Origin of the sequence: Mycobacterium sp. ELW1 (assembly GCF_008329905.1) — a bacterium.
Taxonomy (GTDB): Bacteria; Actinomycetota; Actinomycetes; order Mycobacteriales; family Mycobacteriaceae; genus Mycobacterium.
In genome coordinates this window covers 4,552,117-4,576,121 of sequence record NZ_CP032155.1, presented here as the reverse complement: position 1 = coordinate 4,576,121, position 24,005 = coordinate 4,552,117, and the positions used below count along the sequence as shown (strand labels likewise).

General features: G+C 66.7%; 24 protein-coding genes. 15 read left to right on the top strand and 9 right to left on the bottom strand.

Going from position 1 to position 24,005, the window contains the following annotated elements; genetic code table 11:
- The first annotated feature begins 245 nt into the window (after positions 1–245).
- A complete protein-coding gene (gene hpf, locus D3H54_RS21775) occupies positions 246–905 on the top strand; it encodes a ribosome hibernation-promoting factor, HPF/YfiA family (RefSeq protein WP_502707767.1) in 660 nt (219 codons plus the stop codon).
- Positions 906–1,005: 100 nt separating this feature from the next.
- A complete protein-coding gene (gene secA / locus D3H54_RS21770) occupies positions 1,006–3,783 on the top strand; it encodes a preprotein translocase subunit SecA (RefSeq protein ID WP_149381083.1) in 2,778 nt (925 codons plus the stop codon).
- A 10-nt stretch (positions 3,784–3,793) separates the two neighbouring features.
- On the opposite strand, the gene D3H54_RS21765 is transcribed toward secA, so the two are convergent.
- Positions 3,794–4,255 carry an Rv3235 family protein gene (locus tag D3H54_RS21765; RefSeq protein ID WP_149381081.1) on the bottom strand — a complete coding sequence of 154 codons (462 nt, stop codon included), beginning with the start codon at positions 4,253–4,255 and terminating at the stop codon, positions 3,794–3,796.
- 173 nt (positions 4,256–4,428) lie between these two features.
- Between D3H54_RS21765 and D3H54_RS21760 the strand changes: the two genes are divergently transcribed.
- The 6 genes from D3H54_RS21760 to D3H54_RS21735 all read left to right on the top strand — a co-directional run bounded on the left by D3H54_RS21760 (position 4,429) and on the right by D3H54_RS21735 (position 10,327).
- Positions 4,429–5,844 carry a WS/DGAT/MGAT family O-acyltransferase gene (locus tag D3H54_RS21760; RefSeq protein WP_149381079.1) on the top strand — a complete coding sequence of 472 codons (1,416 nt, stop codon included), beginning with the start codon at positions 4,429–4,431 and terminating at the stop codon, positions 5,842–5,844.
- A gap of 9 nt (positions 5,845–5,853) precedes the next feature.
- Positions 5,854–6,702, top strand: a complete 849-nt coding sequence (gene ppk2 / locus D3H54_RS21755) for a polyphosphate kinase 2 (RefSeq protein WP_149381077.1) — start codon at positions 5,854–5,856, stop codon at positions 6,700–6,702.
- A gap of 22 nt (positions 6,703–6,724) precedes the next feature.
- Complete coding sequence (locus tag D3H54_RS21750) at positions 6,725–7,228, top strand: DUF6912 family protein (RefSeq protein WP_149381075.1); 504 nt, start codon at positions 6,725–6,727, stop codon at positions 7,226–7,228.
- Between the two features lie 62 nt (positions 7,229–7,290).
- A complete protein-coding gene (locus D3H54_RS21745; protein ID WP_149381073.1) occupies positions 7,291–8,448 on the top strand; it encodes a ferredoxin reductase in 1,158 nt (385 codons plus the stop codon).
- Between the two features lie 70 nt (positions 8,449–8,518).
- Positions 8,519–9,781, top strand: coding sequence for a fatty acid desaturase family protein (locus D3H54_RS21740; RefSeq protein ID WP_149381071.1), 1,263 nt, complete (start codon positions 8,519–8,521; stop codon positions 9,779–9,781).
- 33 nt (positions 9,782–9,814) lie between these two features.
- Complete coding sequence (locus D3H54_RS21735; RefSeq protein ID WP_149381069.1) at positions 9,815–10,327, top strand: GNAT family N-acetyltransferase; 513 nt, start codon at positions 9,815–9,817, stop codon at positions 10,325–10,327.
- 4 nt (positions 10,328–10,331) lie between these two features.
- On the opposite strand, the gene D3H54_RS21730 is transcribed toward D3H54_RS21735, so the two are convergent.
- From D3H54_RS21730 to aroA, 3 genes are read right to left on the bottom strand one after another with little or no spacing between them, the layout of a single operon-like run.
- On the bottom strand, positions 10,332–11,180 hold the full coding sequence (locus D3H54_RS21730) for an aldo/keto reductase (RefSeq protein ID WP_149381067.1): 849 nt from the start codon (positions 11,178–11,180) through the stop codon (positions 10,332–10,334).
- 40 nt (positions 11,181–11,220) lie between these two features.
- A complete protein-coding gene (gene rsgA, locus D3H54_RS21725) occupies positions 11,221–12,210 on the bottom strand; it encodes a ribosome small subunit-dependent GTPase A (protein WP_149381064.1) in 990 nt (329 codons plus the stop codon).
- Entirely contained in the window at positions 12,207–13,502 is a 1,296-nt protein-coding gene (aroA, locus tag D3H54_RS21720; protein WP_149381062.1) for a 3-phosphoshikimate 1-carboxyvinyltransferase, read from the bottom strand. Before aroA ends, rsgA begins: the two co-directional genes overlap by 4 nt.
- Before the next feature lie 35 nt (positions 13,503–13,537).
- Here aroA and D3H54_RS21715 point away from each other — a divergent pair, with 35 nt between their 5' ends.
- The 3 genes from D3H54_RS21715 to D3H54_RS21705 all read left to right on the top strand — a co-directional run bounded on the left by D3H54_RS21715 (position 13,538) and on the right by D3H54_RS21705 (position 17,822).
- The gene (locus D3H54_RS21715; protein WP_149381060.1) at positions 13,538–14,302 is read left to right on the top strand and encodes an SOS response-associated peptidase; all 765 of its coding nucleotides are present in this window, start codon (positions 13,538–13,540) and stop codon (positions 14,300–14,302) included.
- 55 nt (positions 14,303–14,357) lie between these two features.
- Complete coding sequence (locus tag D3H54_RS21710) at positions 14,358–15,896, top strand: aldehyde dehydrogenase family protein (RefSeq protein ID WP_149381058.1); 1,539 nt, start codon at positions 14,358–14,360, stop codon at positions 15,894–15,896.
- Between the two features lie 165 nt (positions 15,897–16,061).
- Positions 16,062–17,822, top strand: coding sequence for a sensor domain-containing diguanylate cyclase (locus tag D3H54_RS21705; RefSeq protein ID WP_149381056.1), 1,761 nt, complete (start codon positions 16,062–16,064; stop codon positions 17,820–17,822).
- Here D3H54_RS21705 and D3H54_RS21700 read toward each other — a convergent pair.
- The gene (locus D3H54_RS21700; protein WP_149381054.1) at positions 17,819–18,667 is read right to left on the bottom strand and encodes an SDR family oxidoreductase; all 849 of its coding nucleotides are present in this window, start codon (positions 18,665–18,667) and stop codon (positions 17,819–17,821) included. The two genes, D3H54_RS21705 and D3H54_RS21700, sit on opposite strands and share 4 nt — an antisense overlap.
- 9 nt (positions 18,668–18,676) lie before the next feature.
- A complete protein-coding gene (locus D3H54_RS21695) occupies positions 18,677–19,165 on the bottom strand; it encodes a YbaK/EbsC family protein (RefSeq protein ID WP_286198964.1) in 489 nt (162 codons plus the stop codon).
- A gap of 244 nt (positions 19,166–19,409) precedes the next feature.
- Between D3H54_RS21695 and D3H54_RS21690 the strand changes: the two genes are divergently transcribed.
- Together D3H54_RS21690 and rsrA are read left to right on the top strand one after the other, a co-directional pair.
- Positions 19,410–20,066, top strand: coding sequence for a sigma-70 family RNA polymerase sigma factor (locus D3H54_RS21690; protein ID WP_168215099.1), 657 nt, complete (start codon positions 19,410–19,412; stop codon positions 20,064–20,066).
- Entirely contained in the window at positions 20,063–20,374 is a 312-nt protein-coding gene (rsrA, locus tag D3H54_RS21685; protein ID WP_149381050.1) for a mycothiol system anti-sigma-R factor, read from the top strand. The genes D3H54_RS21690 and rsrA overlap by 4 nt, the downstream gene beginning before the upstream one ends.
- 60 nt (positions 20,375–20,434) lie before the next feature.
- Here the strand turns inward: rsrA and D3H54_RS32390 are convergent, their stop codons facing one another.
- Complete coding sequence (locus tag D3H54_RS32390; protein WP_085976028.1) at positions 20,435–20,509, bottom strand: 50S ribosomal protein bL37; 75 nt, start codon at positions 20,507–20,509, stop codon at positions 20,435–20,437.
- Positions 20,510–20,648: 139 nt separating this feature from the next.
- Between D3H54_RS32390 and D3H54_RS21675 the strand changes: the two genes are divergently transcribed.
- The gene (locus D3H54_RS21675; RefSeq protein WP_149383670.1) at positions 20,649–20,864 is read left to right on the top strand and encodes a biotin/lipoyl-binding carrier protein; all 216 of its coding nucleotides are present in this window, start codon (positions 20,649–20,651) and stop codon (positions 20,862–20,864) included.
- 5 nt (positions 20,865–20,869) lie between these two features.
- The gene (locus D3H54_RS21670; protein ID WP_149381048.1) at positions 20,870–22,366 is read left to right on the top strand and encodes a sensor histidine kinase; all 1,497 of its coding nucleotides are present in this window, start codon (positions 20,870–20,872) and stop codon (positions 22,364–22,366) included.
- A gap of 89 nt (positions 22,367–22,455) precedes the next feature.
- Here the strand turns inward: D3H54_RS21670 and D3H54_RS21665 are convergent, their stop codons facing one another.
- On the bottom strand, positions 22,456–22,710 hold the full coding sequence (locus D3H54_RS21665; RefSeq protein WP_149381046.1) for a WhiB family transcriptional regulator: 255 nt from the start codon (positions 22,708–22,710) through the stop codon (positions 22,456–22,458).
- A 249-nt stretch (positions 22,711–22,959) separates the two neighbouring features.
- Complete coding sequence (locus tag D3H54_RS21660; RefSeq protein ID WP_149381044.1) at positions 22,960–23,967, bottom strand: diacylglycerol/lipid kinase family protein; 1,008 nt, start codon at positions 23,965–23,967, stop codon at positions 22,960–22,962.
- Between the last annotated feature and the right edge of the window lie 38 nt (positions 23,968–24,005).

The window sequence follows — 24,005 nt, the reverse complement described above, 5'->3', positions numbered from 1 at the left end:
GGCACCACCCCGTGAACAACGACTACCGTCGGGGCCAACACACCGTGAACACATCACGGGGGCGGTCTAGTCCACAGGCCCGCCACTTCGCCGAGTGACGGTAGGAGGTGAGGTTCCTCGACCCCTGGCGCCGGCGGGTGAGTTTCGTGCCAATCCTGTCGGCGCAGCATCCCAAGACAGGCCGGCACGCCAGAGTGCGTGCAACCCGTAACAGAAACGAGTTGTCAAGCATGTCAATCGATTCCGTGAACACCGGTCAATTGCTCGCCGACGATGAAGACCTTGCCGAATCCGCCAACGCCGAAGTTCAGGTGTGCGGACGCAACGTCGAGATCCCTGATCACTACCGCGTCTACGTGGCGCAGAAGCTCGCTCGCCTCGAGCGGTTCGACCGTTCGATCTACCGCTTTGATGTCGAGCTCGAGCACGAACGCAACCGCCGTCAGCGGAAGAACTGTCAGCACGTCGAGATCACCGCGCGCGGTCGCGGTCCGGTGGTCCGTGGGGAGGCCTGCGCGGAGAGTTTCTACGGCGCCTTCGAGGCCGCCGTCCACAAACTTGAGAACCGGCTCCGGCGCACCAAGGACCGCCGCAAGGTTCACTACGGCGACAAGACGCCGGTATCGCTGCATGAGGCCACCGCGGCGACCCCGCTGATCGATGCGGCCGCGGCATTCACCCCTGAGAAGCCGACCGCCCAGGAGCAGGTGCTCGACGACCACGAACCCGGCCGCATCGTGCGGACCAAGGAGCACCCGGCCAAGCCGATGACGGTCGACGACGCGCTCTACGAGATGGAACTTGTCGGCCACGATTTCTTCTTGTTCCAGGACAAGGAGACCGATCGGCCATCGGTTGTCTATCGCCGGCACGCCTATGACTATGGGTTGATCCGGCTGGGCTGATCGCCGCTGCCCGGGTCCGACCAGCGCGTCACCTAGGATGGGGGGCGCTTAAGCCTCCGATTCACAAGGGGGCCCCTCCTACATATGTTCAGGGGAAAACGTGCTGTCGAAGTTGCTGCGCCTTGGTGAAGGTCGCATGGTCAAGCGCCTCAAGGGGGTGGCTGACTACGTCAACACCTTGTCCGACGACGTAGAGAAGCTGTCGGACGGCGAGCTGCGGGCCAAGACCGACGAATTCAAGAAGCGCGTTGCTGACGGCGAAAGCCTCGATGACCTGCTCCCCGAGGCTTTCGCCGTCGCTCGCGAGGCGGCCTGGCGGGTGCTGCAGCAGCGCCACTTCGACGTCCAGGTGATGGGCGGCGCGGCGCTGCACTTCGGCAACGTCGCGGAGATGAAGACCGGTGAGGGCAAGACCCTGACCTGTGTGCTGCCCGCCTACCTCAACGCCCTGGGCGGCGATGGCGTGCACGTCGTCACCGTGAACGACTACCTGGCCAAGCGCGACAGCGAGTGGATGGGCCGGGTGCACCGCTTCCTGGGCCTCGAGGTCGGCGTCATCCTGTCGGGCCTGACCCCCGATGAGCGCCGCGCGGCCTACGCCGCCGACATCACCTACGGCACCAACAACGAGTTCGGCTTCGACTATCTGCGCGACAACATGGCGCATTCGGTCGAGGAGATGGTGCAACGCGGGCACAACTACGCGATCGTCGACGAGGTCGACTCCATCCTCATCGACGAGGCCCGTACCCCGCTGATCATCTCCGGTCCCGCCGACGGCGCCTCGCACTGGTACAGCGAGTTCGCCCGCCTGGCTCCGATGATGAAGAAGGACACCCACTACGAGGTCGACATCAAGAAGCGCACCATCGGTGTGCACGAGCTGGGTGTCGAGTTCGTCGAGGATCAGCTCGGCATCGACAACCTCTACGAGGCCGCCAACTCGCCACTGGTCAGCTACCTCAACAACGCCCTGAAGGCCAAGGAGCTCTTCGAGCGCGACAAGGAATACATCGTCCGCAACGGCGAAGTCCTGATCGTCGACGAGTTCACCGGCCGCGTGCTGATCGGCCGGCGTTACAACGAGGGCATGCACCAGGCCATCGAGGCCAAGGAAAACGTCGAGATCAAGGCCGAGAACCAGACGCTGGCCACGATCACCCTGCAGAACTACTTCCGGCTCTACGACAAGCTCGCCGGTATGACCGGCACCGCCGAGACCGAGGCCGCCGAGCTGCACGAGATCTACAAGCTCGGCGTGGTCCCGATCCCGACGAACCGGCCGATGGTCCGCAAGGACCAGACCGACCTGATTTACAAGACCGAGGAAGCCAAGTACATCGCCGTCGTCGATGACGTCGTCGAGCGCTATGAGAAGGGCCAGCCGGTCCTGATCGGCACCACCAGCGTCGAGCGCTCGGAGTACCTGTCGCGCCAGTTCCAGAAGCGCCGCGTTCCGCACAACGTCCTCAACGCCAAGTTCCACGAGCAGGAGGCCGGCATCATCGCCGAGGCCGGCCGTCGCGGTGCGATCACGGTGGCCACCAACATGGCCGGCCGCGGTACCGACGTCGTGCTCGGCGGCAACGTCGACTTCTTGGTCGACACCCGCCTGCGTGAGCGTGGCCTGGATCCCGTCGAGACCCCTGACGAGTACGAGGCCGCCTGGCAGGAGGAACTCCCCAAGATCAAGGCGCAGGCTGCCGAAGAGGCCGAGCACGTGATCGAGGTCGGTGGCCTCTACGTGCTGGGTACCGAGCGCCACGAGTCGCGGCGTATCGACAACCAGCTGCGCGGCCGTTCCGGTCGTCAGGGTGACCCGGGTGAGTCCCGCTTCTATCTGTCGCTGGGTGACGAGCTCATGCGGCGGTTCAACGGCGCGACGTTGGAAAGCCTGTTGACGCGACTCAACCTGCCCGACGATGTGCCCATCGAGGCCAAGATGGTGACCCGCGCGATCAAGAGCGCGCAGACCCAGGTCGAGCAGCAGAACTTCGAGATCCGCAAGAACGTCCTCAAGTACGACGAGGTGATGAACCAGCAGCGCAAGGTCATCTACGCCGAGCGCCGCCGGATCCTCGAGGGCGAGAACCTGCAGCAGCAGGCCCACGACATGCTGGTCGATGTCATCACCGCCTACGTCAACGGCGCCACCGCCGAGGGCTACGCCGAGGACTGGGACCTCGAGCAGCTGTGGACCGCGCTCAAGCAGCTCTACCCGGTCGGCATCGACCACCACGACCTGCTCGACAACGACGCCGTCGGTGAGCCCGGTGAGCTGACCCGTGAAGAGCTGCTCGACGCGTTGATCGCCGACGCCGAAAAGGCTTACGCGCGACGGGAAGCCGAGATCGAGGGACTCGCCGGCGAGGGTGCCATGCGCCAGCTGGAGCGCAACGTGCTGCTCAATGTGATCGACCGCAAGTGGCGCGAGCACCTCTACGAGATGGATTACCTCAAGGAAGGCATCGGCCTGCGGGCGATGGCGCAGCGCGATCCGCTGGTCGAGTACCAGCGCGAGGGCTACGACATGTTCGTCGGCATGCTGGACGGCCTGAAGGAGGAGTCGGTCGGATTCCTGTTCAACGTCCAGGTGGAGGCAACTCCGTCGCCGGCGGTGGCGCCGGTCGACACCCCGCAGGGTCTGGCGGATCTGGGCGGCCAGCAGCAGGAGCCCGCACCGGCCTTGCGCGCCAAGGGAATCGACGACGAGGACTCCCGACAGCTGACCTACAGCGGTCCCGCTGAAGACGGCACCGCGGAAGTCAAGCGCAACGGCGGCGGCAAGCAGACCGCGACTGCGGGCACCACCCGCAAGGAGCGACGCGAGGCCGCGCGCAAGCAGTCCAAGAGCAGCAGCAGGTTGCGCCGGGGTTAGCCGCCCACGGCTAGCCGATGTGCAGCGCCACCACCTGCCATCGCAGGCCGGTGGGCGTCATGACCTGTTCGACGCGGCAGGCGATGGCGTGGGTGCGGCCGTCCCGGCTGTAGGTGGCCGCCACTTCGGCTGCCGCGCCGTCGGTCCCGACCGGCTGCACCCGTAGCCGGCGCAAGCGTGCGGCACCGTTGCCCTCGTGTCGCGCGACCGCGGGCAGCAGCGAGTCGACCAGTCCGGCGGTCAGCAATGGCCGCAACTGGGCCAGGGAACGCCGCCGGTCGATCACCTCGAGGACCCGTCTCAACGCGGCGTCGGCGAATCCGCCGGCCGCACGCATCGGGGCAGACGCGGTCGGCTGCGGCGCGGGGCGGGGCGACGGTCCGAGAGTCCGTGGGCCCGGTAGGTGCACCCGTTCGGGAGCGGCGTGCAGCACCGGCGGTTCGTAGTCGACGACGGGAACGACACAGGACATGGGCACTCTCCGAAATCGGTCAACGGGTGACCGGCTGCCGGAGAGGGGCGAACCGATGGCGACATGATGGCACAGTTCTGTCGTTGGTGTGTGCACCCGCGATGCGCTGACCCGGGGTCGGCGGTTACCGTGTCGGGACGGGCGGGGATGTCGATGAGGGGAATGTCGCAACGATGGTGACTCGGCTGTCAGCGTCGGATGCCTCGTTTTATCACCTGGAGAACACCGCCACCCCGATGTACGTCGGCTCGCTGGCGATCGTGCGCAAGCCGCGCGCCGGGTTGAGCTACGACACCCTGCTCGAGACGGTCGAACGTCGGCTGCCGCAGATCCGGCGCTACCGCCAGAAGATCCGCGAGGTCTCCTTCGGGCTGGCGCGTCCGGTCTGGGTCGACGATCCTGACTTCGACATCACCTACCACGTCCGGCGCTCGGCGCTGCCGTCGCCGGGAAGCGACTCGCAGTTGCACGAACTGATCGCCAGGCTGGGGTCACGCGCGCTGGACCGGTCGCGCCCGCTGTGGGAGATGTATCTGATCGAGGGTCTGTCCAAGAACCGGCTGGCCATCTACACGAAATCGCACCAGGCGCTGGTCAATGGGATGACAGCGTTGGAGATCGGCCACGTCATCGCCGACCGCACCCAGAAGCCGCCCACGTTTGGTGAGGACATCTGGATCCCCGGGCGCGAACCCACCAACGGCCAGCTGTTGCTCGGTGCGGTCGGGGAGTGGCTAGCGCGGCCGCGCATGCAGATGCAGGCGGTCACCTCCGCTGTGGGCGACCTGGCCCGCAACAGCGGAGAGGTGATCGATCTGGCGCGGCGGCTGACCGACGTGGCGCGCACCGTGGCGCGCGGCACCGCCCCCAGCAGTCCGTTGAACACCAAAGTGTCCCGCAATCGGCGGTTCACTGTGGCCGCCGGTTCGCTCGCGGACTACCGGCTGGTGCGCTCGCGCTACGACTGCGACGTGAACGACGTGGTGCTGGCCGTCATCGCCGGCGCCCTACGTAACTGGCTGCTGTCCCGCGGCGAGCCGGTCACCACCAGCTCCACTGTGCGGGCCATGGCGCCGACGTCGGTGTACCCCGAGGCGGTCATGGAGTCGTCGAGCCCGGGCCAGGCCATCAGCGAAGTCGCCCCGTTCCTGGTCGACCTTCCGGTGGGGGAGGGCAACGCGGTGGTACGGCTGTCCCAGATCGCCCACACCACCGAGTCGCATTCGGCGGCAGCCAGTCTGGTGGACGCCCGCACGATCCTCACCTTGTCCGGCTTCGCGCCGCCGACGTTGCATGCCATGGGCACCCGGGTCGCCACCCAGTTCTCGGCCCGCCAGTTCAACCTGTTGATCACCAATGTCCCTGGGCCGCAGTCGCAGATGTACGTGGCCGGGGCGAAGCTGCTCGAGACCTACGCGGTGCCGCCGCTGCTGCACAACCAGGTGCTGGCCATCGGCGTGACATCCTATTGCGGCATGCTCTATTTCGGCATCAACGCCGACCGCGACGCCATGAGCGATGTGGACGTGCTGCCGACGCTGTTGGCCGAATCTCTTGAGGAACTGCTCGAAGCTGCGCGGCAGACGTAGGATTCGGCGATGGGCAAGGGAAAATCGACGGGTGACGAGCCGGTCGCCAAGGTTAATCGCAAGATTCCCAAGGACGTCTACGAAGCCGAATTGTTTCGGCTACAAACCGAATTGGTGTCCTTGCAGGAGTGGGTCAAGGCCACCGGCGCGCGGATCGTCGTCGTGTTCGAGGGCCGCGATGCGGCCGGCAAGGGCGGCACGATCAAACGCATCACCGAGTACCTGAGCCCCCGAATTGCGCGCATCGCCGCGCTGCCCGCACCGACCGAACGTGAGCGCGGCCAGTGGTATTTCCAGCGCTATGTCGAGCACCTGCCGGCTCGCGGCGAGATCGTGTTGTTCGACCGGTCCTGGTACAACCGCGCCGGTGTCGAAGTGGTGATGGGCTTCTGCACACCGGTGGAGCACGAGCTGTTTCTGCGGCAGTGCCCGATCTTCGAGCAGATGTTGATCGACGAAGGAATCATCCTGCGCAAGTACTGGTTCTCGGTATCTGACGACGAGCAGCTCCGCCGGTTCAAGAAGCGTCGCAAGGATCCGTTGCGGCGCTGGAAGCTCAGCCCGATGGACCTCGAGTCCATCTATCGCTGGGAAGACTACTCACGCGCCAAGGACGAGATGATGGTGCGCACCGACACCCCGGCCAGCCCGTGGTTCGTGGTGGAGTCCGAGAACAAGAAGCACGCTCGCCTGAACATGATGGCCCATCTGTTGAAGAGCATCGACTACGAGCATGTCGAGCACCCCAAGGTCGATCTGCCCAAACGGCCGCCGATGGGCGACTATCAGCGGCCGGCGCGGGAGCTGTCGACCTATGTCGACGATCACGTCTCCACCCTGCTCGGGAACGGCGCTTAGGCGCAGCAGATAATCTGCCGGGATGCGGGTCTATATCCCAGCCACTTTGGCCATGCTGCAACAGCTGGTCGCCGACGGGTCGCTGCAGCCGTTGAGCGGGACGGCGTTCGCCGTCACCCCGACGTTGCGCGAGTCCTACGCCGAGGGCGACGACGAGGAGCTGGCCGAGGTCGCGATCGGGGAAGCCGCGCTGGCGTCGCTGCGGCTGCTGGCTGCCGAATCCGAACGCGCGGACACCGAGTTGCCGCTGCGCCGGGCGGTGCTGATCGCCGATGCGGATGCGACCCTGCGACCCGATCTCGACGACGCGGTGGTGCGGGTGAGCGGACGAGTGAACCTGGATCAGGTGGTTGCCGCTTATGTCGACAATTCCGGAGCCGAGCCGGCGGTGAAGGCCGCGATCGCGGTGATCGACGACGCGGATCTGGGCGATGAGGATGCCGAATTCGTCGTCGGCGACGCTGCGGACCATCCTCTGGCCTGGTACGGGACCCAGGAGCTGCCGTTCCTGCTCGATTTGCTCTGACGCCTGGATACGGGACCGTAGGTTACGGTACCGTAGGTTAACGGCGGGTAGGAGTTGGCGAGATGGCGAAGAACCAGGTCAAGATCAGTGCGAACGTGGTCGACACTGTGCGACCGAAGGTGGCCGGTGAGGGCCGCAATCCCGCGATCGACGCGGTGCGGGCCCTATTCGGGCGGATCACCACACCGCTGCTGCCCGATGACTATTTGAAGCTCGCCAACCCGTTGTGGTCGGCGCGCGAACTGCGCGGCCGGGTGGTCGAGGTCCGGCGGGAGACCGAGGATTCGGCGACCCTGGTGATCAAGCCGGGCTGGGGGTTCACCTTCGATTACCAGGCCGGCCAGTACATCGGTATCGGCCTGCTGGTCGACGGCCGCTGGCGGTGGCGGTCGTATTCCTTGACCTCGAGCCCGCACTCCGACGGAGCCGGCCGCTCGCGCACCATCACGATCACCGTCAAGGCCATGCCGGAGGGCTTCCTGTCCACCCACCTGGTCGGCGGAGTGACTCCCGGCACGATCGTGCGACTGGCAGCGCCGCAGGGCAATTTCGTGATGCCCGACCCGGCGCCCGCGTCGGTGCTGTTCTTGACCGGTGGCTCCGGAATCACCCCGGTGATGTCGATGCTGCGGACACTGGAACGCCGCGATCAGGTCGGCGGGCCGGGCCATATCGTCCATATCCATTCGGCCCCAACCGAATCCGATGTGATGTTCGCCGGCGAGCTCGCGCAGCTGGCTCGCGAACACGACGGATACCGGCTCACCGTCCGCGCCACCCGCACCGAGGGGCGGCTGGACCTGGGCCGGCTCGATGACGTGGTCCCGGACTGGCGAGAGCGCCAGACGTGGGCCTGCGGTCCGGAGGGCATGCTCACCGAGGCCGAGAAAGTGTGGCAGGCCGCCGGCATCGGCGACCGTCTGCATCTGGAGCGGTTCGCGGCGTCCCGCGCGGCCGCGCACGGCCAGGGCGGCACCGTGACGTTCGGGCGCAGCGGCAAGTCCGTGTCGGTCGACGCCGCAACATCGCTGATGGAGGCCGGCGAGCAGGCCGGATTGCGGATGCCATTCGGCTGCCGGATGGGTATCTGCCAGTCGTGTGTGGTCCCTCTGGTGGAGGGCCACGTCCGCGACTTGCGCACGGGTGTGGAGCACGAGCCGGGCACCCGGATCCAGACCTGTATCTCGGCCGCGTCGGGCGACTGCGTGCTCGACGTCTGAGGTTTACTGGCTAGTAACCTACGGGTACGTAGGTTACGGTAGCGTAGGAACAAGAAAGGAGGCGTGACTAATGGCTATTACCGATGTAGAAGCGTTTACGCATCTGACTGACGCGGACATCGAGAGTTTGGCGGTTGAGCTCGACGCCATCCGCCGCGACATCGAAGATTCCCTGGGCGCGCGGGATGCGCGCTATATCCGCCGCACCATCGCCGCTCAACGCGGTCTCGAGGTCGCCGGGCGGTTGATGCTGGCTGCCAGCTCCAGACGATCGGCCTGGTGGGCGGGCACCGTCACCCTCGGCGTGGCCAAGATCATCGAGAACATGGAGATCGGCCACAACGTCATGCACGGCCAGTGGGACTGGATGAACGATCCCGAGATTCACTCCTCGTCGTGGGAGTGGGACATGAGCGGGGCGTCCAAGCACTGGCGGTTCACCCACAACTTCATGCACCACAAGTACACCAACATCCTCGGCATGGACGACGACGTCGGCTACGGCGTGATCCGGGTTACCAGGGACGCGAAGTGGAAGCCGTTCAACCTGTACGGCAACCTGCTGTTCAACACGCTGCTGGCGATCGGCTTCGAATGGGGCGTCGGCCTGCAGCACCTGGAGCTCGGCAAGATCTCCAAGGGCCGCGACGACCGCAAGGCCACCCTGATCCGGGTGCGCGAGTTCGGCGCCAAGGCGGGACGGCAATTGCTCAAGGACTACGTCGCCTACCCGGCGATCACGTCGCTGTCCCCGAAGGCGACCTACCGCTCGACACTCACCGCGAACGCCGTGGCCAACGTGATCCGCAATGTGTGGGCCAACGCGATCATCTTCTGCGGCCACTTTCCCGATGGCGCAGAGAAATTCACCAAGACCGACATGGTCGGTGAGAGCAAGGGTCAGTGGTACCTGCGTCAGATGCTGGGCAGCGCCAATATCGAGGGCAGCCGTGCCATGGACTTCATGAGCGGCAACCTGTCGTACCAGATCGAGCATCACTTGTTCCCTGACCTGCCCAGCAACCGGTATCGCGAGATTTCGGTCCGGGTGCGCCAGATCTGCGACAAGTACGACCTGCCCTACACAACCGGGCCGTTCCTGGTGCAGTACGCCAAGACCTGGCGCACGATCGCCAAGCTGTCGCTGCCGGACAAGTACCTCCGCGCGACCGCTGACGATGCACCCGAGACCCGCAGTGAGCGGATGTTCGCCGAACTCGAACCGGGTTATGCGGGTGTCGATCCGGCCACCGGCCGCAAGCGCGGGCTCAAGACCGCGATCGCCACTGCTCGGCAGAAGCGACGCGTCAAGCGCGCAGCGAAAGCCGCCTAGCCAGCCGGCGCGCTCGCGGGGCATGATGACCCCGTGAGTGCGCCGTGGCGAGTGCGGACGGGCAGTGCCGACGACCTCGACATCCTCGGGCCGTTGTGGGTTGCCGTGCATCACCGGCACGCCGAGTCGATGCCCGAATTACGGCCCTATGTCAGCGACGACGAATCCTGGCGGGTGCGCCGCGCACTCTATGCAGATCTGCTCGCGAAGCCGGACACGCTGCTGTTGATCGCCGGCGTCGACGACCGCCCGATCGGTTACGGGCTGGCGCACGTCCTACCGACCGACGACACCTGGGTGGCTGACACCTGGGCCATCGGCACGCGCGTCGGCGAGATCGAATCCCTCTCAGTGCTCCCGGAGTTTCGCGGCTCCGGTTTGGGCACCGAGCTGCTGACGACACTCGAACAGCACCTGCGTACTGCCGGCGTCGACGATCTGATTCTCGGTGCGCTGTCCGGTAACCGAGACGCCCTGCGTCTGTATGAGCGTCTCGGCTACCGGCCGACCTGGCTGTACCTGTCGAAGTTCGCCGGCCGGGATTGAGCGTTTAGTCCGGGATCCAGTTGAAGTCGTCCGGGTTGGGACCCCGGCGGCCGGCCTCACCCTTGTCGAGGGCGGTGATGGCGTCGATGTCGTCGTCGCTCAGCTCGAAGTCGAAGATCTCCAGGTTCTCCTTGATCCGTTCTGGGGTAACGGATTTCGGGAAGACGATGTCGCCGCGTTCGACATGCCAGCGCAGCACCACCTGAGCCGGGCTCTTGCCCAGCCGCTCGGCGATGGTGCCGATCACCGGGTCGCCCAGCACGGCGCCCTGAGCGATCGGTGACCAGGCCTCGGTGAGGATGGTGTGGTCTGTGCCGTAAGCGCGCAGCTCGTCGTTGGCGAAGTACGGATGCACCTCGATCTGGTTGACGGCGGGTACCGTCTCGGTGTCGCGGGCGAGGGTCTCCAGATGATGGATCTGGAAGTTGGAGACGCCGATGCTGCGGGCCCGGCCGTCATTCTTGAACTCCTCCAACACCTTCCAGGTGGAGACGAAATCGCCGTCGTAAAGCCCCGGCAGCGGCCAGTGGATCAGGAACAGGTCGACGTAGTCGAAGCCCAGCGCCTCGATCGTGCCGTCGAACGCGCGCCGCGCGTCGTCGGGCTTGTGATAGCCGTTGTTGAGCTTGCTGGTGATGTACACCTCGCCGCGGTCGATGCCGAAGTCCCGGACGCCCTGTCCGACGCCCTTCTCGTTCTGATACATCTCGGCGGTGTCGATGTGGCGGTAGCCGATCTCCAGGGCGGTGCGCACCGCGGAGGCGGTCTCATCGGGCTTGATTTGGAAGACACCGAAGCCCAGCTGCGGAATCTTGGTGCCGTCATTGAGTGTCAGATTTGGAACGGTGCTCATCTGTGCGGCGTGCCCTCTCAGTTGGTGTTGCAAACAATTATCAGTACGCCGCGCCGTCTGACAACGCGGACAGCAGTCGTCTGGCAGCGGCGACACGGCGTGCGGGAGCGCCGGTGAGCGCGTCCAGCGCGCACTCCGGATCGGCCGGCGGGCCCAGGTGGCCACATCCGCGCGGACACTCTTCGATGACCTCCGCCAGATCCGAAAACGCTTTCAGCACGTCGTCGGGCTCGATATGGGCCAGCCCGAACGACCTGATGCCCGGGGTGTCGACCACCCAGCCGCCGCCGGGCAGTGGCAACGCCACCGACTGCGTCGAGGTGTGTTTGCCCTTGCCCACCCCTGATACCTCGCCGGTCGCTCGAAATGCCTGCGGGACAAGCCGATTCACCAGCGTCGACTTACCCACACCGGAGTGGCCGAGCAGAACGGTGACCTTGCCCGCCAGGAGGTTCTCGACGTCGTCGATCGGGTCGTCGCGCCCCGCGGTCAGCACGGCGAGGTCCAGATCGGCGAACTGCTCGGCGAACGATTCGGCCGGCATCAGATCCGTCTTGGTCAGGCACAGAATCGGCCTCAACCCGCCGGCGTACGCCGCGATCAGCGCCCGGTCCACCAGGCCGGTGCGCGGCGGGGGATCGGCCAGGGCCACCACCATCAGCAACTGGTCGGCGTTGGCGACCACCACCCGCTCGGTCGGATCGGTGTCATCGGCGGTGCGGCGCAACACTGTTCGCCGTTCACCGCGGCGCACGATCCGGGCCAGCGTGTCCGGACGCCCGCTCAGGTCGCCGACGACATCGACCTGGTCGCCGACGACGATGGGGGTGCGGCCCAGTTCCCGGGCCCGCATCGCGGTGACGTGCCGGTGCGGATCATCGCCCAGGACGCAGCCCCAGCGGCCGCGGTCGACGGTGACCACCATCCCCGCCTCGGCGTCGGCGTGCTCGGGCCGAGTCTTGGTGCGCGGACGCGAGCCACGGCCCGACCGGATCTTGACGTCGGACTCGTCGTACTCGCGTGGGCTCAACCGACCCCCACCATCTCGGTCCACAGCGCCGCGAATTCCGGCAGCGTCTTGGCGGTCGTCCCGATGTCTTCGACTTCGACACCGGGCACCCGAAGCCCGATGATGGCCCCGGCCATCGCCATTCGGTGGTCGGCGTAGGAACGCCAGGTGCCGGCATGCAACGGGGTCGCGGTGATCACCAGGCCGTCGTCGGTCTCGGTGCAGGTGCCGCCAAGCCCGCTGATCTCGGCGCTCAGCGCTGCCAACCGGTCGGTCTCGTGGCCGCGGAGATGGGCGATGCCGGTAAGTCGCGACACCGAGCCCGGTTCGGCCAGTGCGGCCAGGGCCGCCACCGCGGGGGCCAGCTCACCGACGTCGTGCAGGTCCACCTCGAAGCCGCCGTACGATTCGGGCCCTCGCACCTCCAGATGCGAATCTGACTGGTGCACAGTCGATCCCACAATTTTGAGGATGCTCAGGATGGTCTCGGCGGGTTGCACGCTGGCCGACGGCCAGCCGGTGATTCCCACCGCTCCGCCGGTCACCACACCCGCTGCCAAGAAGGGGATCGAGTTGGACAGGTCCGGTTCGACGTCCCAGTGCCGTGCCGCGATCGGCCCCGGCGCCACGCGCCACTCGTTGGTGGTGGCGTCGTCGACGTCGACGCCGGCCTCGCGCAGCATCGCCACGGTCATCTCGATGTGCGGAGCCGAGGGCACCGATGTGCCGGTGTGCACGACGGTCAGGCCCTCGGTGAACGCCGCGCCGGACAACAGCAGGCCCGAGACGAACTGCGAGGAGCTCGACGCGTCGATGCGGACGGTGCCGCCTGTGACCGCGCCTCGGCCGTGGACCTCGAACGGCAGACCGCTGCCGTCGATGTCGACGCCGAGACCGCGCATCGCGTCCAGCAGCGGAGCGATGGGTCGCGTTCGGGCTTGTTCGTCACCGTCGAATGCGACGACGGCGGTGCTCAGCGCGGCCAGCGGCGGCACGAACCGCAAGACGGTCCCGGCCAATCCGCAGTCGATCCGGGCGTGCGGACCCGGGTTGAGCGTCCCGCCGACCGCCAGCTCGGCGCCCGCGCCGGAGACGTCGATGCCGAGTGCCTGGATGGCCCCGATCATCAGATCGGTGTCTCGGCTGCGCAGTGCGCCGCTGATCGTCGACTCACCCTGACCCTGGGCGGCGGCCAGCGCCGCCAGCACCAGGGTGCGGTTGGTCTGCGATTTCGAGCCGGGCACGGTGACGCGCGCATGCACCGGCGACGACGTTGACGGCGCGGCCCACAACTCGGTGCTCACGGCATACATCCTGCCCTGTCGGGATCGTGCGCCACCATGGAGTCATGTGCGGACGATTCGCGGTGACCACCGACCCGGCGCTGCTGGCCGAGAAGATCCACGCCATCGATGAGGCCACCGAGGCGGCGAAGGAGGCGCGGGGGCCGAACTACAACGTGGCCCCGACCGCCACCGTCGCCGCGGTGGTCAGCCGGCACGCCGATCCGGACGACACCCCGACCCGGCGGGTCCGGTTGATGCGCTGGGGTCTGGTGCCGCCCTGGGTGAAGGCGACGGCCGACGGAACCCCGGACAACAAGGGTCCCCTCCTGATCAACGCGCGTGCGGAAAAGGTCACCAGCTCACCGGCATTCCGCGCCTCGGCCAAGAGCAAGCGGTGTCTGGTCCCGATGGACGGCTACTACGAGTGGAAGCCCAATCCGGACGCCCCGGCCGGCAAGAAGGCCCGTAAGACGCCGTACTTCATGTTTCGTGCGGACGGCGAGCCACTGTTCATGGCGGGGCTGTGGTCGGTATGGCGAGCCAGCGACGAGGCGTCGCCGCTGTTGACGTGCACGATCATCACCACCGACGCCGTGGGGGAGCTCGCCGAGATCCACGACCGGATGCCGCTGGTGCTCGACGAGGCGGACTGGGACCGCTGGCTGGATCCCGATCAGCCGGCCGACGCCGACCTGTTGTCGGCACCGCCCGATATCGCCGGTATCGACCTGCGCGAGGTCTCCACCCTGGTCAACAGCGTCCGCAACAACGGCCCGGAGCTCATCGAGCCTGCCGAGCCACACAACCAACCGGTTGGCCTGTTCTAGCGGCACGGTGCCGGTTAGGCTCACAGCCAAGACCTGACCAGCGAGAGGAGCGGCCATGACCGCCGTCGAGCCCAAGGCCGACAAGGCCACGATCACCGTGCACAACCCGGCCGACGGCCGCGTCGCCGGCTCCGTGCCGGTGGACGGTCCGGACGCCGTCGCCGCGAAAGCCCGCGAGCTCCGGTTGTTCCAAACCGAGTGGGAAGAGATCGGCCCGCGCGGACGCAAGGTCTGGATGTACAAGTGGCAGGATTGGATCCTCGACAACGCCGATCACCTCACCGAGGTGTTGATGTCGGAGTCGGGCAAGTCGCGCAACGACGCCAGCCTGGAACCGGTGGCGATCGCCGACTCGATCAAGTACTGGGCCGGCAACGCCGAAGCGTTCCTGGCCGACGCGCACCCCAAGCCGCACAGCCCGCTGTACAAGATCAAGAAGCTCACCACCCGCTACCGCCCGTACCAGTTGGTCGGGATCATCGAGCCGTGGAACTTCCCGCTGGCGATGCTGGCCCTGGACGTGGTGCCCGCGCTCGCCGCGGGGGCGGCGGTGTTGCTCAAACCGTCTGAGGTGACCCCACTTTCGGCCGTCGAGTTCGCCCGGGGCTGGACCGAGGTCGGTGCTCCGCCGGTGCTGAGCCTGGCGACCGGATACGGCGAGACCGGCGCCGCGGTGATCAACAATGCCGATTACGTCCACTTCACCGGATCGACCGCCACCGGCCGCAAGGTCGCGGTGGCCTGCGCCGAGCGGCTGATCCCGTTCAGCCTGGAGCTCGGCGGCAAGGATCCGGCGATCGTGCTGGCCGACGCCGACATCGACCGCGCCGCTAACGGCATCGCCTGGGGCGGGATGTTCAACTCCGGGCAGGTCTGCATCTCGGTCGAGCGGGTGTACGTCGAGGCCCCGGTGTACGACGAATTCATCGGCAAGCTCACCGCGAATGTTCGCAATATCGCTCAGGGTCAAGAAGATTCGGGCTTCAAGTACGACACCGGCGCGATGGCCACCGCAGCCCAGCGCGATATCGTCGACGGTCACGTCAAGGACGCCGTCGCCGCCGGGGCGCGCGTGCTGACCGGGGGTAAGCCCACCGGGGTCGGCACGTTCTACCAGCCGACCGTGCTGGCCGACGTCACGCCGACGATGTCCTGCATTGCCGAGGAGACCTTCGGCCCGACGCTGCCGGTGGTGAAGGTCGCCGACGAGGAGGAGGCCATCCGGTTGGCCAACGACTCCAAGTACGGGTTGTCGGCCACGGTGTGGACCGGCGACGTCGAGCGCGGTGAGCGCGTCGCCCGTCGCCTGGAGTGCGGGGCCGTCAACATCAACGACGCCCTGACCAACGTCTTCTGCCCGTCGCTTCCGATGGGCGGCTGGAAGGACTCCGGCATCGGCTATCGGGCCGGCGGCCCCAGCGGCCTGATCAAGTTCTGCCGTCAGCAGGCGATCACGGCTCCGCGAATTCCCACCCAGAAGTCCGAGCTCGTCTGGTACTCGTCGTCGCAGCGGCAGGGCCGGATCGCGCTGGCGGCGATGCGGGCGTTCGCGGGCAGCGGTCTGCGCCGCTTCGGACTGCGTCCGAAGAACTAGCAGCGCGGGCTTCGCCCGAAGAACTAGCAGCGCGGGCTTCGCCCGACGCGTCCACGATGTTGACTTAAGTCATCTGCGTTTGCCGACGTAATGCCCGGTGAACGTGCGTCGCGGTGACACCCCGGTGCGGCACAATGCCGGTACACCGTTGCACGGGGAGATCCGATGGCCGAGACCGAGCTCGACGCGCAGCTCGAAACGCTGGTGCGTCGAGCTGGCCGTTCGGCGTTGGCGTTGGTCTTCGTGGTCAGCGCCGCGAACTGGCTCGGTTGGGCGACCGGCACAGTGCGGTTGACCAGAGTCTTTCGGTCGTGGCCGCAGATGACGCCGTGGGCCGCACTGGTGATGGCCACCCTCGGCGTGGCCATCCTGGTGCAGTCCGGGCCTGCCACCCGGGCCCGGATATGGGTCGCCCGTGGGTTGGCCGTGGCCTGCGCCGCGATAGCGATGGTGTTCCTCGCCGAATACGCGACCGGCCTGGCATTCGGGGTGGACAGGCTGTGGTTCCCCGGCGGCGTCGAGGCGATGCACAGACCATGGCCCGGTCGTCCCAGCGTGCAGACGGCGGTGACAGTCCTCTTGCTGGGGACCGCGGTCGCGCTGATGCGCCTGGACCATCGGGCGGTCAGGGCGATACGCACGGTGTGCTTGGTGTCCGCGGCGGTCATACCGTTCCTGGTTACGGTGGTCTACACGTTCCAGGCGCTTTCGGTCACCGAGGCGACGCCGGTAACCGGGATGGGAATCGCGACCGCGGTCTGCTTGCTGCTGCTGATCGCGGCGACCTTCGCTGGACGCGCCGACGCCAATCCGGTGGCCTGGCTATTGGCCCGCCCCGATGGTCTGGGACTGGTCCGGATGGCCGCGTTGTTCATCGCGCTGCCGCTCGTCGTCGGGCTGTCCCGGTTGGCGTTCCTGGCCATCGGGGTCGAGGAAGGTGCGGTGTGGGCGCTGTCGATCTCGGCGGGCGCCGTCGTGATCGGCGTGGCGGTGTTCTACCTGAGCCAGCGTGAGCAGCGCCTCCTGATCGACAGGGCACTCCTGATCCGCGAACGCGAGGACGCCGAAGCGCGCTACAGCATCCTCGCCGAGAACGCCGTGGACGCCGTCATTCATCTGCGAGGCACGCAGATCGTATGGGCTTCGCCGTCTGTACGAACAACTTTCGGCGACAGCTCGTGGATCGGTTCGGACTTCGGTCGCCATATCCACGCCGACGACGTCGGCTCGGTCACGGTGGGCGGGCAGCGCACCGGCACAGCGGAACCCACCGTCGAACGGTTCCGGATCATCTGCGGCGACGGCGGATTCCGCTGGGTCGACTGTCGCTCGAAGCCCTACGTGGGCGCCGACGGAGGTGCCGACGGCGTGATCGCGGCGCTGCGCGTGGTCGATGACCAGGTCGAGTTCGAGCGCCGGCTCGAGCGGCTGGCCCGGTTCGACGAACTCACCGGGCTGGTCAACCGGGCCGAGGCGATCGCCCGGCTCGAGTCAGCGCTGGCCGCGCTCGGTGGCGACGGCGGTTGCCTCGGCGTGCTGTTCTGCGACGTCGACGGATTCAAGCGCATCAACGACACGTGGGGGCACGCGGTCGGCGACATCGTGCTCGCGACCCTGGCGACCCGCATCCGCGAGTGCGTACGTCAGGGCGACACCGTCGGCCGCACCGGCGGGGACGAGATCCTCGTCCTCCTGCCCGCAGTCCGCGACCTGAATGCCGTCATCGAAATCGCGGAATCGATCCGGCATCGCGCGGTTGAACCGATCCTCCATCCGGGCGGAATCATCCAGGCCAGCTTGAGCATTGGCGCCACCCTCGCCGTTCCCGGTGAAAGCGCCACCACTGCGACGGCGCGCGCCGACGAGGCGATGTACCGCGCCAAGGAGACCGGCCGCAACACCGTCGTCCAGGTGCTCGGCGCCTAGGGGTTGCGGTAGCCGGGCGGGTTGGGGGTGTCGACCCACAGGTCCACCCCCAACTCCGAACCGGGGATGCAGTCGTAGACCGACAGGTCGCTGACGCCGGAGTCCACCAGCACGTCCTCGCACAGCAGCGTCTGTCCGGTGTAGTCGCGGGCCGGTTTGCTCAGCACCGCGTAGGCCGCGTCGGCATAGACCTCGGGCTTACGGGAGCGGGCCATGGCCTCGTCACCGCCGAGCAGGTTCTGCACCGCCGCGGTGGCGACCATGGTGCGCGGCCACAGCGTGTTGGAGGCGATCCCGGCGTCGCGCATCTCCTCGGCGATTCCCAAGGCGCACAACGTCATTCCGAACTTCGCCATCATGTAGGGGGTCGGCTTGAGCCACTGCGATTCCAGCCGGATCGGCGGGGAGAGCGTCAGGATGTGCGGATTCTCCCGGCCCTTCATGTGCGGGATACACGCCTGTGAGACGGCGTAGGTGCCGCGCACCTGGATGCCGTTCATCAGGTCGAACCGCTTGAGCGGCACCTCCTCGATGGAGCCGAGGTTGATCGCCGAGGCGTTGTTCACGCAGATGTCGATGCCGCCGAACTGCTCGACGGCCTTGGCCACCGCGTCGGCCACCGAGTCGCCGTCGCGGACGTCGCCAACGATCGGCAGCGCCTGGCCGCCGGCCTCTTCGATCTCCTTGGCGGCGGTGTAGATGGTGCCGGGCAACTTGGGATGCGGCTCGGTGGTCTTGGCCACCAGCGCGATGTTGGCGCCGTCGGCGGCGACGCGTTTGGCGATGGCCAGCCCGATGCCGCGGCTGGCTCCCGAGATGAACATGGTCTTGCCGGAGAAGGACATTCCGTCACCCTAGACGGCGCGGATGTCGGCAGTCACGGCGTCGGTCAGCCGAATCAGATCCTCTGGCGCCAGCGCGACATCCCAGCCCCGCTTGCCCGCACTGCACAGCACCCGGTCATAGCCCAGCGCCGACGCGTCGACCACCGTCGGCAGCCGCTTGCGTTGTCCCAGCGGCGAGATCCCGCCCAGCACGTAGCCGGTGGCCCGTTCGGCGGCGGCGCGGTCGGCCATCGCCGCCTTCGAGAGCCCCAGCGCGGCGGCGGCGGCCTTGAGCGACAGCTTCCACGGAACCGGCAAGACCGCCACCGCCAGCACTGAACCCGACGCGATCACCAGCGTCTTGAAGATCTGTTCAGGCACCACCGAATCGCCTGCCAGAGCGGCCACGGCCTCGTCGCCGTAGGAATCCGAGCGCGGGTCATGGTGGTAACGCAGCACCTCATGGGGTGCATCGGCCGCCATCAGCGCGGCGATCGCCGGGGTGGCCGCACGACTCACGGGGCACAGAATAACCACGGGAAATAGCGCGGTGAGAAATGCCGTTGTGAACATTGGTCGCAGCTCTCGAGGCCCGCGACCGAAAAGATGTTGGTCACAGCCTTAGGATTGGAAGGAGAGAAGTCCGGTGTCAGCTGCAATCTGCATGATGGCCGATGAGCAGGCACCCGTACTTTTCATCCGTCCGATACCGCTGCTGGAGCTCGTCCCGGGCGCAGCGGCAGAAGGGACTGTGTCACCCACAATGACCGACATCGACAGCGCCGACGGTTCGGGCCCAGCCCAGGTCGCCGAACGCGAAGAGTCCGATGCGGAGTTGACGGCACGCTTCGAGCGTGACGCGATTCCGTTGCTCGACCAGCTCTACGGCGGTGCCCTCCGCATGACGCGCAACCCGGCCGACGCCGAAGACCTGTTGCAGGAAACCATGGTCAAGGCCTACGCCGGCTTCCGGTCGTTCCGCGAGGGCACCAACCTCAAAGCCTGGTTGTACCGGATTCTGACGAACACCTACATCAACAGTTACCGCAAGAAGCAGCGCCAGCCGGCGGAGTATCCGACCGAGGAGATCACCGACTGGCAGTTGGCGGCCAACGCCGAGCACACCTCCACAGGTCTGCGGTCGGCCGAGGTCGAGGCGCTCGAGCTGCTGCCCGACACCGAGATCAAGGAAGCTCTGCAGGCACTGCCCGAGGAGTTTCGGATGGCGGTGTACTACGCCGACGTCGAGGGCTTCCCGTACAAGGAGATCGCCGAAATCATGGATACCCCGATCGGGACGGTGATGTCCCGGCTGCACCGAGGCAGGCGCCAACTACGCGGCCTGCTGGCCGATGTCGCCAAGGAGCGCGGATTCAACCGCGGCCAGGCGGAGGACGCGCCGGAGGAGGTTGTCTCATGAGCGACGAGAACGTATCGGGCGATACGGAATGGCGCCCGCCGATCGGACCGGTCGACCCCGACCACCCCGAGTGCGCTGCGGTGATTGCCGAGGTCTGGACGCTGCTCGACGGTGAATGCACCACGGAGACGCGAGATCGCCTGCGTCATCACCTCGAAGAGTGCCCGACGTGCCTGCGCCATTACGGCGTCGAGGAGCGGATCAAGAAGTTGGTCGCGTCGCGGTGCAGTGGGGAGAAGGCGCCCCAGCACCTGCTGGAGAAGGTACGGCTACAGATCAGCCAGACCACGATCATCCGGCGCGGTTGACGCTCCAACAAATAAAGGGCCCGGCAATGCCGGGCCCTTTATAACTAGCCTGAGTGTGTATCAGGCGTTGGGACGCCTGCCGTGATTGGCTTTGCTGTGCTTGCGGTCACGCTTCTTACGACCACGCTTGGCCATGATGTACCTCCGATATTTTTCGCTGCATGGTTGAGCTCTGAATAAAGTGTCTCACGGCGCAGTCGAACCTCTGACCACCCGGTGTTGTGGTTCGATAGAGCGGCATTGAGAGACGAGCGGTACCAAGAGTGAGGTGAAGATGGCCGAGGATGTGCGCGCCGAAATCGTGGCCAGTGTGCTCGAGGTAGTGGTCAGCAAGGGTGACCAGATCGGCGCGGGAGACACCCTGGTGCTTCTGGAGTCCATGAAGATGGAGATCCCGGTGCTGGCCGAAGTGGCCGGCACCATCACCGAGGTCAGCGTGTCCGTGGGCGACGTCATCCAGGCCGGCGACCTCATTGCCGTGATCGACTAGCTTCGGTGTCCACCCTCGGTGACCTGCTTGCCGAGCACACGATGCTGCCGGGCAGCGCGGTCGATCACCTGCATGCCGTGGTCGGCGAATGGCAGCTGCTGGCGGATCTCTCGTTCGCCGACTATCTGATGTGGGTGCGCCGCGATGACGGCGCGCTGGTCTGCGTGGCCCAATGCCGACCCAACACCGCCCCGACGGTCCTGATCCGGGACGCCGTCGGCTCCGTCGTCGCGGACGGCGATCTGCCGCTGGTGACCTCGGCCTTCACGTCGGGGGCGATCGGGCGCGGCGACAGCGATCTCGAGCTGCGCGAACCCGGTATCAACGTCGAAGCGGTCCCGGTGCGCTACAGCAACCAGGTGGTGGCCGTGCTGACCCACCAGACCGCCCTGGCGGAGCGTCGCACGTCGTCGCCCCTGGAGCGGGCCTACCTGGACTGTGCGGGCAACCTGCTGCACATGCTGTCCGAGGGCACCTTCCCCAACGTGGGGGACTTGGCGCTGTCCCGGTCGAGCCCACGCGTCGGCGACGGGTTCATCCGCCTCGACGTCGACGGGGTCGTCGTCTATGCCAGCCCCAATGCGCTGTCGGCCTATCACCGGATGGGGTTGGCCGCCGAGTTGGAGGGCCACAACCTGGTGGTCATCACCCGGCCGCTGATCTCCGACCCGTTCGAGGCCCAGGAATTGGCCGAACACGTCCGCGACTCACTGTCCGGCGGGTCGAGCATGCGTCTGGAGGTCGATGCCGGCGGAGCCGCGGTACTGCTGCGCACCCTGCCGCTGGTGGTTCACGGCGCCGCTGCGGGGGCGGCGGTGCTGATTCGGGACGTCACCGAGGTCAAGCGCCGCGACCGCGCCCTGCTGTCCAAGGACGCCACGATCCGCGAGATCCACCACCGGGTGAAGAACAACCTGCAGACCGTCGCCGCGCTGTTGCGCCTCCAGTCCCGCCGGACCAGCAACGAGGAGGCCCGCGAGGCGTTGATGGAGTCGGTACGACGCGTCGCGTCCATCGCTCAGGTCCACGAGGCGCTGTCGATGTCGGTGGACGAGGAGGTCAACCTCGACGAGGTCATCGACCGGATCCTGCCGATCATGAACGACGTCGCCCGCGTCGATACCCCCATCCGGATCAACCGGGACGGGGCGTTGGGGGTGCTCGACGCCGATCGGGCCACCGCCCTGGTGATGGTGGTGACCGAGTTGGTGCAGAACGCCATCGAGCATGCCTTCGAGTCGACGGCCAAGCAGGGCTGCGTGACCATCCGGGCGGAGCGTTCGGCGCGGTGGCTCGACGTCGTGGTGCACGACGACGGGCGTGGTCTTCCCGAGGGGTTCTCGTTGGAGAAGTCCGACCGGCTGGGCCTGCAGATCGTGCGGACGCTGGTCACCGCTGAACTCGACGGCTCGCTGGGAATGCACGACGTCCCCGGCGGCGGGACCGATGTCGTGTTGCGGGTACCACTCGGCCGGCGTTCCAGTGCTCGACTTCCCCAATAGCAAATGTGACGGAGAAGACATTTGCAAATAGAAATCGCGGCCCTGGCATTTGCCGGGGCCGCGATGTCAAAATTGTCGAAAGAGCGGGCTTAGACGCTGGTGCGTGCGCGGGTGCGGGCATTGCGACGCTTCAGCGCACGGCGCTCGTCCTCGCTCATGCCGCCCCAGACGCCGGCGTCCTGGCCGGAATCCAAAGCCCAGGTCAGGCACTCAGTCGTGACCGGACAACGGTTACAGACGAGCTTCGCGTCAGCGATCTGGGCGAGCGCCGGGCCGCTGTTCCCCACGGGGAAGAACAGTTCCGGATCCTCGTCACGGCAGACCGCCTTATGGCGCCAATCCATTTGTCGCTACTCCTTACTATGTGCGCGACGAAGCGCACTTGCTTTTTCTTCGGCTGTTAATGCAGTGCACACAAATGTTTCTGTGTTGTTGCATCCGATCGTTTCACGTCCTCGACGGATGTCAATAGAACTCAGTTAACAAGTGGGCAACCTCACTTCAACGTTCCGCTGGGGGTGGGTTGCCGGGCCCTCTATCCGTTTGTACTACACTCAACTCATCTGCGCCCTGAATCCTTAGGCGCAATCCCATTACTGCTGGTCAGAGCCCTTCTTGGCGGGCGGGGCGACGACGCTGAGGGCCCCCGGAACCACGCGAAACGTCATTTCCGCGCGCAGCCCCAGAAAATCTCCGTCGATCTGGCTGGCGACCGGTTCGTCGGCGGTGACCCGCACCCACGCCAGGTCGTCGTAGCGGATCAGGTGCTTGGCCTTGATCACCGGCTTCTTCGACAGCATCCGGCGCACCAGCATCAGGTTGCGCCAGACATTCATGCTGGTGATTGCGAAGACGCCCAGCCCGGTCTCGAAGGTGGTGTCCGGGTTGGTCCACACCGGCCTGGTGTTGGCGTAGGTCCACGGGCTGGAGTTCGAGATGAACGCGAAGTAGACGCCGCTTCGTGGTGGTTGACCCGGCAGTTCGAGGGTCAGCAGCGGCTCGTTGCGGGCGCTGGACAGCATCTCGCGGACCGCGACGCGGATGTAGCGGCCCGGGGTGACCTTGCGGCCCTTGGCGCGCTGCGCCTCGACCGCCGCCACCACGTCGCCGTCCACGCCCATTCCGGCGGTGAACACCGCCCAGCGCTCGCCGCAGTCCATCAGCCCGATCTTGCGCCAGGCCGCGCCGTTGCGGCGCGCGCTGAGCAGGTCGACCAGCTGGTTTGTCGCCACGATCGGGTCGGGGCTGATCCCGAGCGCGCGGGCGAACACGTTGGCCGAACCGCCCGGCACCACCGCCACCGCCGGCATCGTCTCCGGCAACTCTTCCTGCTCGTTCCCGGGTCGCTGCGCTCCTGCCCTCCGGCCAGGCCTGCCCAGCAGCCCGTTGACCACTTCATTCACCGTTCCGTCGCCACCGTGCACGATGATCACGTCGGTGCCGTCGTTCCTGGCTGCTTCGGCGATCTCGATGGCATGGCCGCGGTGGTCGGTGTGGACGACGGACAGGTCCACCCGGCTCTCCAGTGCGTGGGCGAGGAGGTCGCGGCCGGCCGCAGTGGTGGAAGTGGCGTTCGGGTTGACGATCAGGACGGCACGCACGAGCCATGAGCCTAGACGGGTGCGCAGACGCTGTTCGA

Excerpts from the sequence above, each read along its gene's own strand:
- D3H54_RS21675 (WP_149383670.1), top strand. The coding sequence starts at position 20,649 with ATGGCCGAGGATGTGCGCGCCGAAATCGTGGCCAGTGTGCTCGAGGTA.
- D3H54_RS21750 (WP_149381075.1), top strand. The coding sequence starts at position 6,725 with ATGCGGGTCTATATCCCAGCCACTTTGGCCATGCTGCAACAGCTGGTC.
- D3H54_RS21745 (WP_149381073.1), top strand. The coding sequence starts at position 7,291 with ATGGCGAAGAACCAGGTCAAGATCAGTGCGAACGTGGTCGACACTGTG.
- ppk2 (WP_149381077.1), top strand. The coding sequence starts at position 5,854 with ATGGGCAAGGGAAAATCGACGGGTGACGAGCCGGTCGCCAAGGTTAAT.
- D3H54_RS21700 (WP_149381054.1), bottom strand. The coding sequence starts at position 18,667 with ATGTCCTTCTCCGGCAAGACCATGTTCATCTCGGGAGCCAGCCGCGGC.
- D3H54_RS21665 (WP_149381046.1), bottom strand. The coding sequence starts at position 22,710 with ATGGATTGGCGCCATAAGGCGGTCTGCCGTGACGAGGATCCGGAACTG.
- D3H54_RS21760 (WP_149381079.1), top strand. The coding sequence starts at position 4,429 with ATGGTGACTCGGCTGTCAGCGTCGGATGCCTCGTTTTATCACCTGGAG.
- D3H54_RS21705 (WP_149381056.1), top strand. The coding sequence starts at position 16,062 with ATGGCCGAGACCGAGCTCGACGCGCAGCTCGAAACGCTGGTGCGTCGA.
- D3H54_RS21690 (WP_168215099.1), top strand. The coding sequence starts at position 19,410 with ATGACCGACATCGACAGCGCCGACGGTTCGGGCCCAGCCCAGGTCGCC.
- aroA (WP_149381062.1), bottom strand. The coding sequence starts at position 13,502 with ATGTATGCCGTGAGCACCGAGTTGTGGGCCGCGCCGTCAACGTCGTCG.
- rsrA (WP_149381050.1), top strand. The coding sequence starts at position 20,063 with ATGAGCGACGAGAACGTATCGGGCGATACGGAATGGCGCCCGCCGATC.
- D3H54_RS21740 (WP_149381071.1), top strand. The coding sequence starts at position 8,519 with ATGGCTATTACCGATGTAGAAGCGTTTACGCATCTGACTGACGCGGAC.
- D3H54_RS21715 (WP_149381060.1), top strand. The coding sequence starts at position 13,538 with ATGTGCGGACGATTCGCGGTGACCACCGACCCGGCGCTGCTGGCCGAG.
- D3H54_RS21730 (WP_149381067.1), bottom strand. The coding sequence starts at position 11,180 with ATGAGCACCGTTCCAAATCTGACACTCAATGACGGCACCAAGATTCCG.
- D3H54_RS21765 (WP_149381081.1), bottom strand. The coding sequence starts at position 4,255 with ATGTCCTGTGTCGTTCCCGTCGTCGACTACGAACCGCCGGTGCTGCAC.
- D3H54_RS21710 (WP_149381058.1), top strand. The coding sequence starts at position 14,358 with ATGACCGCCGTCGAGCCCAAGGCCGACAAGGCCACGATCACCGTGCAC.